Genomic DNA, 13,248 nt, shown 5'->3' with positions numbered 1-13,248 from the left:
GGGCGCGGGGCGAAGCCCCGGGACGTCGACTGCGGGCGCGTCGTGGCTGATCGCGCAGTTCCCCGCGCCCCTTACGGGGCGCTGCGCTCGGCCAGGAAGTCCTCCCAGGTCCGCCGGCCGACCGAGGCGCCTTCGAGCGTCAGGTTCTCGCCCGCGCGGTAGGCGCGGCCGACCTTGCCCGGCACCCGGACGGGCAGCGTCAGCCGGTGCTTGCCGCGCGCCTGCAGGTAGCCGCGGCTGAGGTCGCCCAGTTCGTACACCCTCGGCCCGGCGAGGTCCGGCACCAGACCCGCCGGCCGGCCGAGGGCCAGCTCCGCGAGCCGGGCCGCGACGTCGCGCGCGTCGACCGGCTGCCAGCGCAGGCCGCCCGGGGCGGGGACCACCGGCAGCTTCGCCATCTTCTCGACGACCGTCAGGGCCAAGTCGTGGAACTGGGCGGCCCGCAGAGTCGTCCACGGAATGCCGGATTCGGCCACGGCTCGCTCCGCGCCGAGCTTGGCCTTGAAGTAGCCCAACGGCAGCCGGTCCGCCCCGATCACCGAGATGTACACCAGGTGCTCCACCCCGGCGCGCCGCGCGGCCCGCACCAGGTTCCGGGTGGCCTCGTCGTCGCCCTTGGGGCCGCCCGCGAGGTGCAGGACGGTCGCGACGCCGTCGAGTGCGGCGTCGAGGCCCTCGCCCTTGAGCAGGTCCGCGGCCACGTGCTCGACACCGGCGTCCGTGGACGCGCCGCCGCGTCGGCTGAGCACCCGCACCGTGCGGCCGGCGTCCCGCAGCAGCGGTACGACGTGGCGGCCGAGCGTTCCCGTGCCACCGGTGACCAGAACGGGAGCGGTCTTCGCGGTCTTCGCAGCCATCTCGGCACCATCCTCTGAGCTCGCCCGGGAGATGATCTTCCGGGTCTCTGCCTCTATGACCCGACGCGAGCAAGGAATGTGACAGGTGGACGAGAAAACTTCCGTGACCGTGCTTTTCGAGGAACACCGGCCCCGTCTCAGGGCGGTGGCCTACCGGATGCTCGGCTCGCTGAGCGAAGCCGACGACGCGGTCCAGGAGACCTGGCTGCGGCTCGACCGTACGGACATCGCCGCCGTGGAGAACCTCGGCGGCTGGCTGACCACGGTCGTGGGGCGCGTCTGCCTCAACATGCTCCGCTCGCGCGAGCAGCGGCGCGAGGACCCGCTGGAGACGGAGATACGGGTCCCCGACCCGGTCATCAGCCGCGAGGAGGGCGTCGTCGACCCGGAGCGGGAGATCCTCCTCGCCGACTCGGTCGGCATCGCCCTCATGGTCGTCCTGCAGACCCTCGGCCCCGCGGAGCGGCTCGCCTTCGTCCTGCACGACATGTTCGCCGTGCCCTTCGACGAGATCGCGCCGCTGATCGAGAAGACGACGGCCGCGACCCGCCAGCTCGCGAGCCGCGCCCGCCGCCGGGTCCAGGGCGGGGCCGCGGCACCCGACCCCGACCTCGCCCGCCAGCGCGCGGCCGTCGACGCGTTCTTCGCCGCCGCGCGCGAGGGCGACTTCGAGGCGCTCGTCTCGGTCCTCGACCCCGACGTCGTCCTCCGCTCGGACGCCGGCGCCGGCGCCAGTCTGACGCTCACGCTCCAGGGCGCGGGAACGGTGGCCGCCCAGGCGACCATGTGGGGCAAGCTCTCCCCGTTCGTGCGCCCGGCGCTCGTCAACGGCACCGCCGGCGCCGTGGTCGTCCCGAACGGGCGGCCGCTGTCCGTCATGGCCTTCACCGTCGTGGCGGGGAAGATCGCCGCCATCCACGTCCTGGCCGACCCGGAACGGCTCGGTCGGCTGGACCTGTCGGTACTGGACGCCTGACGGTGACCGTCCGGGCCGGACGCCGATAGGTTCACGTCCATGAGGTCACCGGCGGATGTGCATCATTCGGCTTCGTCCTGGCGGCAGCCGTGCCCTCCGGCGGCTTCCGTCGAGCGCAGCATGCTGGTCGAGGGGATCGCCAAGCGCATCCTGGCCCTCGGCCGGCGCCGCCTGCTCGTGGGGGTCGACGGCTCCACCGCTGCCGGGAAGACGAGCTTCGGACATGAACTGGCCGAGCAGATCAGTGCTGCGGGGCGGCCGGTGCTTCGGACGACACTCGACGACTTCAAGAAGCCGTGGAGGGACCGGCATCTCTACGACCGGGAGTCCGGTGAGGGGTACTACCGCAACGCGTACGACTATGAGGCGGTCAAGCGCCTGTTGCTGGACCCCTGCCGGTCACCGGAGGCGACAGCCTGTGTGCTGTGCAGCATCGACCCGCTGACCCAACGGGATCACTCGTCCGAGGTGACGCAACTCGGGGCGGACACGGTGCTGATCGTGGACGGTGTCTTCGCCTTCCGCCCCGAGATCGACGAGTACTGGGACTTCCGCATCTGGCTGCAGGTGGATGAGGACCTGTCCGTTCAGCGGGGTGCCGAGCGCGACCGGAACTGGGCCGGAAGCGAAGCGGAGTCGATCCACCGCAACAGGTATCTGGTGGCCGAGCACGTCTATCGTCAGGAAGTCGATCCGTTGCCGATGATGGACGTTGTCATCGACAACTCGGTGTTCGCGCGTCCGCGCGTCGTTCGTTCGCATATGGCTTGACCTCAACCACAGTTGAGGATCTAGCGTGTGGCAGGAAGTGACCTCGGGGGAGGGAAACGGAGACGTGAGCATGATTCTGGTGACCGGCGCGACGGGGACCGTCGGCAGCATCCTGCTGGAGCAGTTGCACCGCTCCGGAGTTTCACCCGTGCGCGGGCTGACGCGCGAGCCGCAGCGGGCCGCGTTCCCGGAGGGGGTCGAGGCCGTGGAGGGCGACTTCGCCCGGCCCGAGACGCTCAAGAACGCGCTGGACGGCGTGCGTTCGCTCTTCCTGGTACCGGGCTTCGGCGGTGAGGCGGACGTCCTGGCGGCCGCCCGCTCCGCCGGTGTGGAGCACGTCGTCCTGCTGGGGTCCCTCGGCGCCGGGACCCATCCGCACCTCATCACGAGCCAGGAGCGGCTGGCCGTCGAACAGGCCCTCAAGGACAGCGGGATGGCCTGGACGATCCTGCGCCCGACGCAGTTCGACTCGAACGCCCTGTGGTGGGCGGTCCCCATCCGCGAGCACGGATCGGTGTTCTCGCCGTTCCCCGACACCGGACTGCCCGCCGTCCACCCTGCCGACATCGCCGCCGTCGCCCACGCCGCCCTCACCGACCCGGCTCGCCACCGCGGGTGCACGTATCCGCTCACCGGCCCCGAGACGGTCACGCCGCGGCAGCAGACCGCGGCCATCGCCGAGGCGTTGGGCCGGGAGCTCACCTGCGTTGAGGTCGCGCGGGACGCCGCGCACCGGCAGTACGCCGCCGGCCTGGGCGACGAGAGGGCCAAGGAGGTGCTGGACCTCATGGGCGGCGACCCCCGGCCCGGCCTGTTCGAGGTGCACGACACGGTGCAGCGCGTCACGGGCCGTCCGGCCCGGACCTTCGCGCAATGGGCGCGGGAGAACGTGGCCGCGTTCCGCTGACGAAGAGACCAGTTGACCATCAGCACCGCGCAGCGAGGCCGCTGCGCGGTGCGGTTACATATGCGGCTCAGTACAAGGCTTCGCCCATCGGGGAGTCGTCACCGACGACGTAGGCGCGGATCGCCGCCAGATACGCGTCGCGGGCGACCCGCCCGTCGCCATCGGTGTCCAGCGCGTCGAACGCGGCCTCGGCGTTGTCGGGCGGATTGTTGAGCGCGATGCGCAGGGTGGTGAACTCGGCGCAGCCCAGGGCGCCGTCCCCGTCGGCGTCGACGAGGTCGAACAGCGAGCCCAGTGCGTACTGGCAGACGTTGTCGAACTTGTCGCCGTCCACCCATGCGTCGTATTCGTCGAAGGTCAGCCGGCCGTCTGCGTCGGCGTCCATCGTCTCCCAGGCCTTGAGCCCTTCCGCACGGGCGGTGGCGACGAGCGGGTCCCCCTCCGTGCGCCCCGTCGCCCTGACCACCCGGTCGATGCGGGAGAGGTAGTCGTGCGCCGAGATCACGCCGTCCCCGTCCCTGTCCATCATGGCGAAGACGCGCCGGGTGGGGGTGGCGGCGGCTGTGGTGCTCGTACGGTCCACGCGGATTTCCTCCTGCTCGCATCAGCTCGACGATGTCTCGTCCCGCCCTTCCTACCCGGCGTGCTCCGGGATCTCGTACGGCCGTCGCAGCGGGTGAAGCCGACGGAAGCGGTGGCGTGTGGGGCCGCGCGTCAGGGCGGGCGCGCGCGGGCGGCGCGCTGCGAGGCGCCGGGGTGACGACTGCGGCCGGGGGCAGTCAAGTGGCAAGCGGTTCGGACGTTTTGGAGGGTATGTGTTCGGAATTCGTGGTGCGGCGGTGGCGCTGGGCTCTCTGGCGCTGGTGGTCTCGTCGTTGGTGTGGGCGCCGGACAGTCAGGCGTGGCCCGGCGGGCAGGGGGCCGTCACCTGCACGGGCAATTCCGACAGCCGCTACGACCCGCCACTCGCTCTCCTGCCGCAGCCGACCCGCATTCACGCGGACGTGCGCTACTCGTGCACCGTACGTGCCGGCCACACCGTCCCGGCCACCAGCTCCTTCGACTCCTCCCCGACCATGGCGTCCTGCGTCTCGGATGCCGATGCGCTCGGCGTGGAGAAGGTCCGGTACGCCGACGGCGAACGGTCGGTGATCGTCATCGACAATGCCACCACGGCTCGTGTCGCGGGCGTCCTGGCCATCCTGCAATCGGGCCGCGTCGCCGAAGGCCGCGGCGCAGGGCACCAGGTACGGCGAACCGTGGCCGCCCCGCCCCGGCAACTGCCCACGGACTGCCTCACCTCCGGCATCCGGGGCAGCAACAGCGGCGTTCAGCTGGAGATCCTGCCCTGACCATCAGCACCGCGCAGCGGGGCCGCTGCGCGGTGCTGAATCCCCCTTGCCGGCGCCGTTCGGGCCGTTCGGCGGCAGCGGAATGGATCCTACGGTCACGGGATCCGGTTTTGGCCCGTTTCCTGCTTGCGCAGTTGAACAGCTGCGTTCGGCGATCCCGATGCGCAGGGCCTCGTACCCGGGGTAGCGCCGTGTCCCGCAACCGGCGGCGCAGTGGGCGACGCCGTCGTGGACGGCCCACCCTTGCGGGTGGGCGCAGTTGTTCACCCGTGGTCCGAGCGCTGGTGACGGCCCATCAGGACGACCCATTTGTCGGCCGCCATGCGGTCGCCCGCCGCCGTTGCCTTGGCATGCTCGTCCTTGATCCACGCACACGCCGCACAACGGGGTGCCCTGCGGGCGGCTTCGCGGGTCGGTTCCGGGGTATGGGGCATCGGGGCAACCTTTGTTTGCCGGTCGCTCACTCACGCGAGCGATGTTCTTCGGGGTTCGCCCCCAGCGTGGCGTTCCGCCCCTACCGTGACCAGGGTTGGGGCCACCCCAACGGCATTGGGGTGAAGGGGGTTTGCGTGACATCACCGGTCAGCGGGGCGGCCTACTTCGGCACCGAGGTGCGCGAGTGGCGCACAGCGAGGGGGATGAGCCAGCGGGAGCTCGGCGAACTGGCCCAGTACGGGCAGCAGTACGTCGCCAAGGTGGAGGCGGGGGAGCGGCTTGCCAGCCTGGAGTTCGCCCAGGCGTGCGATGTCGTTTTCGGTACACCGGGGACGTTCGCCCGGTTGCGGAAGCGGGCTGCCAAGAGTGGTGGGTATCCCACGTGGTTCGAGCCGTATGTGATGCTGGAACAGCGTGCAACGACGGTCCTCGACTACAGCTCGAACCTCATTATGGGGGTGCTGCAGACCGAGGAATACGCTCACGCGGTATTCCGCAAGGCCCACCCTCGCGACACGTTGGAGGAGACCGCCGAAAGGGTGGCACGACGGCTCAAGCGCCGTCAGGTGATCGAGGGTGAGAATCCCCCGCTGCTGTGGGTCGTTCTGGACGAGTCCTGCCTGAGCCGCGGGGTCGGCGGCTCGGCCGTGATGGGCAGGCAGTTGGGTCACCTGCTCGAACAGGGGGAGTCGCCCCACATCACCCTTCAGGTGCTCCCATATGCCTCAGGTGCGCCGGCCGCGAGTCTCGCCTTCGACATTCTCCGGTTCGATGGCGAGCCCGACGTCCTGTACGTGGAGAATCCCATCCATGGCCAAGTGATCGATTCACCCGCCACCGTGGCGGATGCGCTCGTGATGTACGACCGGTTGCGTGCGGACGCATTGTCCCCGGAGGAGTCACTGGCCCTGATCCGGAGAGTCATGGAGGAGCAGAGTTCATGAGCGTGCAAGACATATCCGCTGCCGGGTGGTTCAAGTCAAGCTATAGCGGCGGGAACGAAGGCCAATGCCTTGAGTTCGCTCGTAATCTTGCCGCCGTATCCGGCACCGTCCCCGTCCGGGACAGCAAGCGCCCCCGTGGGGCGGCCCTCGCTGTCCCGGCCCCCGCCTGGGCCGCCTTCGTGGCCGCCCTCCAAGAAGGAACGTTTCAGCCGTAGCCGCCCGCAGGGCAACCGCGTTGAGCAGGTATGAACCGAATCGCGAGGGCACTCGCAATCGCAGCCATCCTGCTCGGCACCGCCACGGCCCCGGCGGCGAGCCGACCCGCGGCGAGCCGGCCGGCACCGCCCGACGTCTGCCGTACCGAGGTCCGCCGGATCCCCACCACCGAGCGCGTCGTCGCGCTCACCTTCAACGCCGCCTGGGACGAAGGCGGCATCGCCGCCACCCTCGCCACCCTCCGTCAACGCGCCGTGCCGGCAACCTTCTTTCCGACCGGGCAGTTCGCCGAGCGGCACCCCGCAGCCGTACGCGCCATGGCCGCCGCAGGCCATGGCCTCGGCAGTCACTCCTACAGTCACCCGCACTTCAGCAGCCTCACCCGCCTCGCGATGGCCAGAGAGGTGTGGCGTGCCGATGCCGCCATCCGCAGGGCCGGGCACACCGAGCCGTTGCCGCTGTTCCGGTTCCCGTACAGCGAGACCACTCCGCAGGCGATTGCGGAGGTGAACGCCTTCGGGTTCACCGACGTCGAGTTCACCACCGACACCAAGGGCTACCTCGGCACCGCGCGCGGGATGACCGCCGACAAGGTCGTCGAGAGGGCCCTCGCGGCGCTCGCCCCCGGCGAGATCGTGCAGATGCACGTCGGCAACGACGTGGGGGACGGCGGCCACGTCCTCGACGCCGAAGCCCTGCCGCAGATCATCGACGCCGTGCGGGCGCGCGGCTACCGGATCGTCGATCTCGGGGCCCTTATCCGGCTTTGCCCGCACGGGAGTTAGGGTGAGCTGACTCGAATCCGAAGGGGTGTCGTATGACCGAGTACCGCTCACGGATGATGCAACTGGCGTTCGGCCCGATGATCGGGCATCTGATAGGCACCGCACTGCGTCTCGGGGTGCTGGACCGGATAGGCGAGGGCGAGCGCAGCGCGGAGGAGCTGGCCGCGGAGGGGAAGGCCGACCTGCAGTCGACGACCCGGATGCTCCGGGCGCTGACCGGGATCGGGCTGCTCACCGAGACCGCCCCCGGCACCTTCGCCGCGACCGAGACCGGTGCGTTCCTGCGCGTCGATCACCCTGAATCCCTGGCCTTCATGGTCAAGTTGCTGACCGATCCGTCGATGCTCCGCTCCTGGGAGCACCTCGGGGAGAGCGTACGGACCGGCGAGCCGTACTTCGCGACGGCCTTCGGCAAGGACTACTTCAGCTTCCTCAAGGACAACCCGGAGTTGTCCGAGCACTTCAACATCGCCATGAGCCAGGGCACCCGGGCCGCCGCGGAACTCCTGCCCAAGGCCTGTGACTTCGGGCGGTTCGGCGTCGTCGCCGATATCGGGGGCGGCGACGGCACACTCCTCGCCGGCGTGCTCCGGGCCCATCCCGCCCTGCGCGGGATCCTCTACGACTCCGCCGAGGGGCTGTCGCAGGCCGCCGCAAAGCTGGAGCGGGCGGGGCTGGCGGGGCGCTGCGACCTCGTCGCCGGTGACTTCTTCGCCTCCGCTCCCGCGGGCGCCGACGCGTATGTGATCAAGAGCGTGCTGCACGACTGGTCGGACGACCAGGCCGCCACGATCCTGCGCCATGTCCGGGCCGTGCTGCCTGCGGACGGCCGGGTGATCGTCATCGAGACGGTGCTGCCGGATGTGGCGAACGACCGGCAGGAGGGGCTGAACTACATGAGCGACCTCAACATGCTGGTGAATCTGGGCGGTCGGGAACGGACGCACGACGAGTTCGCGGAGCTGTTCTCGCGGGCGGGGCTGTCGCTGGCGTCGGTTGTTCCCATCGGGCCCGGGGTGCCGTACTGCGTGATCGAGGCCGTTGCCGCCTGAGCGCTCCGCTGTGGACCGTGCGTGGCTGGTCGCGCAGTTCCCCGCGCCCCTGACGGGGCGCGGTAGCCCTTCCCATCACCTGGCACTGAGTGCCACACTGCGAGGATGATCAAGCACGCCTGGGCCGTCCTCGGCGGGGACCCCGCCCGCACGGCCGCGATCGAGTACGGCGGCCCCGCCGCTGTACTCCCGGCGCGCCTGCCCGTGCGGGAGTTGGCGCGTTCCACCGTCGCCGTGTGCGCCCTGGCCGCCGCCGAACTGGCCGGTGCGCGAAGCGGGGGCGCGGTGCCGACCGTACGCATCGACGACGGGGCCGTTGCCACCGCCTTCGTCAGCGAACGGCACTTGCGTATCGACGGCCGCGCCCCGGTCTCGTTCGCGCCCCTGTCCCGGTTCTGGCACACCGCCGACGGCCGCGTGCGTACGCACGCCAACTACCCGCACCACCGGGCCCGGCTGCTCGCCGCGCTCGGTGTCGCCGACTGCGGTGACGACGAGGCGCTCGTCCCGCGCGTGGCCGCCGAACTCGCCCGCCGCAGCGCCGCGGACGTCGAGGAGGCCGTGTACGCGGCGGGCGGGCTGGCCGTCGCCGTACGCACTCCCGGGCAGTGGGCCGCCCACCCGCAGGGCGCGGCCGTGGCGGAGCGCCCGTTGCTCACGCTGGAACGGTTCGCGGACGGGCCGTTGCGGGCCCTCGGCCCGGCCGGCCCCGCCGACGGGCCGGCCGCCGGACTGCGCGTGCTGGACCTCACCCGTGTGATCGCCGGGCCCGTCGCCACGCGCACTCTCGCCCTGCTCGGCGCGGACGTCCTGCGCATCGACTCGCCGCAGCTCCCCGAGAGCCAGGACGCCCACAGCGACACCGGTTTCGGCAAGCGCTCGACCGTACTCGATCTCGCCCGCCGCACGGACCGGGCCGTCTTCGAGGAGCTGCTCGCCTCCGCCGACGTCGTCGTCACCGGCTACCGGCCCGGCGCGCTCGACGCCCACGGGCTGGCTCCGGAGGACCTGGCCGCGCGCCGGCCGGGGCTGGTCGTCGGGCAGTTGAGCGCCTGGGGCGCGTACGGGCCGTGGGGCGGGCGGCGCGGGTTCGACTCCCTGGTGCAGGTCGCCTGCGGCATCGCGTCCGTCGAGGGCGACGGCGGCGAACCCGGCGCCCTGCCCGCCCAGGCCCTCGACCACGGCACCGGGTACCTGCTCGCCGCCGCCGTACTGCGGGCCGTCACCGAGCAGTTGACGGGCGGCGGGAGCCGTCTCGCCCGGCTCGCCCTCGCGCAGACCGCGGCATGGCTGATGCGGGGCATGGGCAGGGACGAGGGAAGGCCTTCGGGGGCGTACGACCCCGCCGCATGGCTGGCCGAGGCGGACGGACCGCTGGGGCGTGTCCGGTACGCCCTGCCGCCCGTGTCCTTCGACGGCGGGCCGCGCGACTGGTCCCGTCCGCCCGGGCGTTGGGGCAGCGATGCCCCTGCCTGGCGCGGACAGCAGACGTCCGATGCCGAGAGGTGAGGTTTCCGTGGCCACGACCACCATCCGTCGAGCCGTCCTGTCCCTGCCCGCCGCTCCGCTGGGCCCCGAGAACCCGCTGCCCGCGCTGCGGCCCCCCGGGGACGTGCACCGGATCGACCCGGAGGAGGCCGCGGTCCTGCCGGCCGACATGGCGCGGCAGATCGGCAACGCCCCGCTGCGCACCGTGCAGCCCGTGCGCCGCCGCGACGACTACTCCCGCAAACGCGTGCAGACCGACCTCGATGCGATCGTGATCGAGAACGACCGGCTGAAGGTCACCGTCCTCCCGGGACTGGGCGGCCGGGTGCACTCCATCGAGCACAAGCCGACCGGGCGTTCGCTGCTGTACACCAACCCCGTGTTCCAGCCCGCCGGTTTCGCCCTCAACGGCGCCTGGTTCTCCGGCGGCATCGAGTGGAACATCGGTGCCACGGGCCACACCACCCTCTCCGTCGCCCCGCTGCACGCGGCCCGCGTGCCCGCGCCCGACGGCGGCGAGATGCTGCGGCTGTGGGAGTGGGAGCGGCTGCGCGACCTGCCGTTCCAGGTGGACCTGTGGCTGCCCGACGGCTCCGACTTCCTCTACGTGGGCGTGCGCGTCCGCAATCCGCACCACGAACCCGCGCCCGTCTACTGGTGGTCGAACACCGCCGTACCCGAGACGCCGCGCACGCGTGTCCTGGCACCGGCCGACTCCGCCTGGGACTTCGGGTACGAGCGCACACTGCGCCGTGTCCCGGTGCCGGTCCGGGACGGGGCCGACCGCTCGTACCCGCTGAGCGGCGAGCAGCCCGCCGACGCCTTCTACGAGGTGCCGGACGGCGAACGCCGCTGGATCGCCGCGCTGGACGAGCACGGCCACGGCCTGGTGCAGACCTCCACCGAACTGCTGCGCGGCCGCAAGCTGTTCACGTGGGGCACGGGAGCGCGCGGGCGGCGTTGGCAGGAGTGGCTCACGGAGCCCGGCACGGGCGGGTACGCGGAGATCCAGGCCGGGCTGGCCCGTACCCAGCTGGAGCACGTCCTGCTGGACGGCGGCGGGGAGTTCGCGTGGCTGGAGGCGTACGGGCCGCTGGCCGCCGACCCGTCCGCGGTGCACGGTGCGGACTGGTCCGCGGCCCGCGGCGAGGTGGCCGGGCGGCTGGAGGCGGCGCTGCCGCGGGCCGCGGTCGATGCCGCGTACGCGGCGTGGCGGCCGTTCGCCGACCACGAGCCCAAGGAACTGCTGGCGGCGGGCTCCGGGTGGGGCGCGCTCGAAGTCGAGCGCGGGGGACACGAGTTGCCCGGGACGCCATTCGGCGTGACGACACTGGGCGAACAGCAGGCGCCCTGGCGCGCGTTGCTGCGCACCGGGGCGTTCCCGGACGAGGGGCCCGAGCCGGGGCCGTCGCTGGTCTCGCCGCACTGGCGCGAGGTGCTGGAGGCGGCCGAGCCGTGCGCGCACAGCGCGTATCACCTGGGTGTGGCGCAGTGGCACGCGGGGGACCGGTCGCAGGCCGTGCGGAGTTGGGAGCGGGCGCTCCGGCTCGGGCTCGGGTGGGCGGCGTTGCGGTGCCTGGCGGCCGCGGACGCGGAGTGCGGGCATCCGGAGCGGGCGGCCGAGCGGTACGCGCGCGCCGCGGCGGATGCGCGCGAGGCGGGGGCCTCGCGGGCGGCACGGATCGCTCTGGCGCGCGAGGCGGTGGACGCGCTGCTGGCGGCGGGGCGGGCGGATGATGCGGCCACTGTGCTGGCCGCCCTGCCTTCCGTGGTGCGGGAGCGGGGGCGGTTCCGGCTGTTGCACGCGCGGGTGCTGCGGGCGCAGGGTGAGCCGTTCGACGACGACATCGTGGTGGAGGACCTCGCCGAGGACGAGGAGTTCGCCCCGTAGGGGGCGCGGGGGCCGTCTGCGGTCGCGTCGTGGCTGGTCGCGCCCACGCGGCGGAGCCGCATATCGGAACAGCCCCGCGCCCCTTACGGGGCGCTCGCCTTGCGGTCCACGTACTCGAACACCGAGCCGTCCGGGTGGCGAGCCACCAGGTTGCGGCCGATCGGGGTCGGGACCGGGCCCGCGATGATCTCCGCGCCCACCGCCCGGAGGTCGCCGACGGCCTCGTCGACGTCCGACACCGCGATCGTCGCCGTGATCTTCCGCAGGATGGAGAGCTCCGCCTCGGGGCCGCTCATCAGGAAGAAGCAGCCGACCGCCGCCACCTTGACGCCCCCGCGCTGGAAACGCAGCGCCTCCGTTCCGGTCAGTCGTTCGTACACGGCGACCGCATGGTCCAGATCGCCGACGCACACCCTTAGCGAGGTCCCCAGAATGTTCATGGGATCAAGGCTAGTTGGCGAAGGGCGTGCCGCGGGAGCATGCCGTGGCCTCAACCCTCAGACATGGCACAGCAGTTCGCCGTTCAGGACTGCGAACCAGCCGTCCTTCTGGCGCCCCCACTCCCGCCAGGCCTCCGCAACGGCCTCCAGGCCGGCGCGGTCCGTGTGCCCGCCGTCCACGGCGAGGGCGGCGTAGGAGGAGGCCACCGTGCGCTCGGCCCACAGGCCGCTCCACCACGCCCGGTCCTCCGGCGTCGCGTAGTACCAGGTGCCGGCCGAGGCGGTGACATCCGTGAACCCGGCCGCGCGCGCCCACGACAGCAGCCGCCGCCCCGCGTCCGGCTCTCCGCCCGCGCCGCGGGCCACGCGCCGGTAGAGGTCCAGCCAGTCGTCCAGCCCGGGTGTCCGCGGGTACCAGGTCATGGCCGCGTAGTCCGCGTCGCGCACCGCGACCACGCCGCCGGGCCGGCACACCCGCCGCATCTCGCGCAGCGCGCCCACCGGGTCGGGCACGTGCTGGAGCACCTGGTGCGCGTGGACGACGTCGAAGGAGCCGTCGGGGAAGTCCAGCGCGTGGACGTCGCCCGTGGTGAACTCGACGTTCCCCAGGCCGCGTTCGTGCGCCACCGCGCGGGCCCGGTCCAGCACCTCCGCCGCCGCGTCCAGGCCGGTGACCCGGCCCTGCGGGACGAGCGCGGCCAGGTCGGCCGTGATGGTGCCGGGTCCGCAGCCCACGTCCAGGATCTCGTGGTGCGGCCGCAGCGCGGGCAGCAGGTGGGCGGCGGAGTCGGCGGCCGTGCGCCGGCTGTGCGAGCGCAGGACGGACTCGTGATGGCCATGGGTGTACACGGGTTCCACGGGTTCCCCTTTCGGCGGTTCGTCGCTCCGACGGTACGTGCGCGTCCCGCATGGCGAGAACCATGTTTCAGCATGTGGGATCACTTCGTCACCCGCCCGCCCGTGTCGGCCCGCCGCACACCACCCCCGTCTGCAAAGGTGTAGCTAAGGCGTGTCCGGCGCCCTGTAAGGGGCGCGGGGAACTGCGCGACCAGCCACGACGCACCCGCAGCCGAAGTCCCGGGGCTTCGCCCCGGACCCCAAGGTGGTGCGTCGGCTGCAGGCCGTCGGTGGCTG

General features: G+C 72.2%; 16 protein-coding genes. 10 read left to right on the top strand and 6 right to left on the bottom strand.

The annotated features are described in order from the left end of the window. Positions 1–71: 71 nt before the first annotated feature. Complete coding sequence (locus tag ACWD4B_RS32790; RefSeq protein ID WP_451424183.1) at positions 72–857, bottom strand: SDR family oxidoreductase; 786 nt, start codon at positions 855–857, stop codon at positions 72–74. Between the two features lie 85 nt (positions 858–942). Here ACWD4B_RS32790 and ACWD4B_RS32785 point away from each other — a divergent pair, with 85 nt between their 5' ends. The 3 genes from ACWD4B_RS32785 to ACWD4B_RS32775 all read left to right on the top strand — a co-directional run bounded on the left by ACWD4B_RS32785 (position 943) and on the right by ACWD4B_RS32775 (position 3,511). Next, the gene (locus ACWD4B_RS32785) at positions 943–1,833 is read left to right on the top strand and encodes a sigma-70 family RNA polymerase sigma factor (RefSeq protein WP_451424182.1); all 891 of its coding nucleotides are present in this window, start codon (positions 943–945) and stop codon (positions 1,831–1,833) included. A 39-nt stretch (positions 1,834–1,872) separates the two neighbouring features. Then, positions 1,873–2,604 (top strand): uridine kinase, encoded by a 732-nt coding sequence (locus ACWD4B_RS32780; RefSeq protein WP_451424181.1) that lies wholly within the window; start codon positions 1,873–1,875, stop codon positions 2,602–2,604. Positions 2,605–2,674: 70 nt separating this feature from the next. After that, complete coding sequence (locus tag ACWD4B_RS32775; protein WP_451424184.1) at positions 2,675–3,511, top strand: NAD(P)H-binding protein; 837 nt, start codon at positions 2,675–2,677, stop codon at positions 3,509–3,511. A 67-nt stretch (positions 3,512–3,578) separates the two neighbouring features. Here the strand turns inward: ACWD4B_RS32775 and ACWD4B_RS32770 are convergent, their stop codons facing one another. Then, the gene (locus tag ACWD4B_RS32770) at positions 3,579–4,094 is read right to left on the bottom strand and encodes an EF-hand domain-containing protein (RefSeq protein ID WP_451424180.1); all 516 of its coding nucleotides are present in this window, start codon (positions 4,092–4,094) and stop codon (positions 3,579–3,581) included. Positions 4,095–4,326: 232 nt separating this feature from the next. Between ACWD4B_RS32770 and ACWD4B_RS32765 the strand changes: the two genes are divergently transcribed. Continuing rightward, entirely contained in the window at positions 4,327–4,863 is a 537-nt protein-coding gene (locus ACWD4B_RS32765) for a hypothetical protein (protein WP_451424179.1), read from the top strand. 3 nt (positions 4,864–4,866) lie between these two features. On the opposite strand, the gene ACWD4B_RS32760 is transcribed toward ACWD4B_RS32765, so the two are convergent. Together ACWD4B_RS32760 and ACWD4B_RS32755 are read right to left on the bottom strand one after the other, a co-directional pair. Then, entirely contained in the window at positions 4,867–5,172 is a 306-nt protein-coding gene (locus ACWD4B_RS32760) for a DUF6255 family natural product biosynthesis protein (protein ID WP_451424178.1), read from the bottom strand. Next, positions 5,127–5,297, bottom strand: coding sequence for a hypothetical protein (locus tag ACWD4B_RS32755; RefSeq protein WP_390778061.1), 171 nt, complete (start codon positions 5,295–5,297; stop codon positions 5,127–5,129). Before ACWD4B_RS32755 ends, ACWD4B_RS32760 begins: the two co-directional genes overlap by 46 nt. Before the next feature lie 135 nt (positions 5,298–5,432). Between ACWD4B_RS32755 and ACWD4B_RS32750 the strand changes: the two genes are divergently transcribed. From ACWD4B_RS32750 to ACWD4B_RS32725, 6 genes are all read left to right on the top strand, one after another. Then, positions 5,433–6,242: a helix-turn-helix domain-containing protein gene (locus tag ACWD4B_RS32750; RefSeq protein WP_451424177.1), complete on the top strand. Its 810-nt coding sequence runs from the start codon at positions 5,433–5,435 to the stop codon at positions 6,240–6,242. Next, a complete protein-coding gene (locus ACWD4B_RS32745) occupies positions 6,239–6,457 on the top strand; it encodes a DUF397 domain-containing protein (protein WP_451424176.1) in 219 nt (72 codons plus the stop codon). Before ACWD4B_RS32750 ends, ACWD4B_RS32745 begins: the two co-directional genes overlap by 4 nt. A 30-nt stretch (positions 6,458–6,487) precedes the next feature. Beyond that, positions 6,488–7,243 (top strand): polysaccharide deacetylase family protein, encoded by a 756-nt coding sequence (locus ACWD4B_RS32740; protein ID WP_451424175.1) that lies wholly within the window; start codon positions 6,488–6,490, stop codon positions 7,241–7,243. A gap of 32 nt (positions 7,244–7,275) precedes the next feature. Beyond that, positions 7,276–8,295 (top strand): methyltransferase, encoded by a 1,020-nt coding sequence (locus ACWD4B_RS32735; RefSeq protein WP_451424174.1) that lies wholly within the window; start codon positions 7,276–7,278, stop codon positions 8,293–8,295. Positions 8,296–8,400: 105 nt separating this feature from the next. Then, complete coding sequence (locus tag ACWD4B_RS32730; protein ID WP_451424173.1) at positions 8,401–9,804, top strand: CoA transferase; 1,404 nt, start codon at positions 8,401–8,403, stop codon at positions 9,802–9,804. Positions 9,805–9,811: 7 nt separating this feature from the next. Then, positions 9,812–11,674: a DUF5107 domain-containing protein gene (locus tag ACWD4B_RS32725; RefSeq protein ID WP_451424172.1), complete on the top strand. Its 1,863-nt coding sequence runs from the start codon at positions 9,812–9,814 to the stop codon at positions 11,672–11,674. An 83-nt stretch (positions 11,675–11,757) separates the two neighbouring features. Here ACWD4B_RS32725 and ACWD4B_RS32720 read toward each other — a convergent pair whose 3' ends face one another. Both ACWD4B_RS32720 and ACWD4B_RS32715 read right to left on the bottom strand, forming a co-directional pair. Further along, positions 11,758–12,114, bottom strand: coding sequence for a VOC family protein (locus ACWD4B_RS32720; RefSeq protein WP_451424171.1), 357 nt, complete (start codon positions 12,112–12,114; stop codon positions 11,758–11,760). Between the two features lie 57 nt (positions 12,115–12,171). After that, the gene (locus ACWD4B_RS32715; RefSeq protein ID WP_451424170.1) at positions 12,172–12,972 is read right to left on the bottom strand and encodes a class I SAM-dependent methyltransferase; all 801 of its coding nucleotides are present in this window, start codon (positions 12,970–12,972) and stop codon (positions 12,172–12,174) included. Positions 12,973–13,248 lie beyond the last annotated feature (276 nt).

Source organism: Streptomyces sp. NPDC002536 (genome assembly GCF_053594995.1).
The sequence above is the reverse complement of the archived record's forward strand: the minus strand, read 5'-3'. Positions and strand labels throughout refer to the sequence as shown.

What these genes read in the sequence shown, in the direction of transcription:
- ACWD4B_RS32790 (WP_451424183.1), bottom strand. Translation starts at nt 857, where the DNA reads ATGGCTGCGAAGACCGCGAAGACCGCTCCCGTTCTGGTCACCGGTGGC.
- ACWD4B_RS32780 (WP_451424181.1), top strand. Translation starts at nt 1,873, where the DNA reads ATGAGGTCACCGGCGGATGTGCATCATTCGGCTTCGTCCTGGCGGCAG.
- ACWD4B_RS32775 (WP_451424184.1), top strand. Translation starts at nt 2,675, where the DNA reads ATGATTCTGGTGACCGGCGCGACGGGGACCGTCGGCAGCATCCTGCTG.
- ACWD4B_RS32760 (WP_451424178.1), bottom strand. Translation starts at nt 5,172, where the DNA reads ATGGGTCGTCCTGATGGGCCGTCACCAGCGCTCGGACCACGGGTGAAC.
- ACWD4B_RS32755 (WP_390778061.1), bottom strand. Translation starts at nt 5,297, where the DNA reads ATGCCCCATACCCCGGAACCGACCCGCGAAGCCGCCCGCAGGGCACCC.
- ACWD4B_RS32745 (WP_451424176.1), top strand. Translation starts at nt 6,239, where the DNA reads ATGAGCGTGCAAGACATATCCGCTGCCGGGTGGTTCAAGTCAAGCTAT.
- ACWD4B_RS32740 (WP_451424175.1), top strand. Translation starts at nt 6,488, where the DNA reads ATGAACCGAATCGCGAGGGCACTCGCAATCGCAGCCATCCTGCTCGGC.
- ACWD4B_RS32735 (WP_451424174.1), top strand. Translation starts at nt 7,276, where the DNA reads ATGACCGAGTACCGCTCACGGATGATGCAACTGGCGTTCGGCCCGATG.
- ACWD4B_RS32730 (WP_451424173.1), top strand. Translation starts at nt 8,401, where the DNA reads ATGATCAAGCACGCCTGGGCCGTCCTCGGCGGGGACCCCGCCCGCACG.
- ACWD4B_RS32720 (WP_451424171.1), bottom strand. Translation starts at nt 12,114, where the DNA reads ATGAACATTCTGGGGACCTCGCTAAGGGTGTGCGTCGGCGATCTGGAC.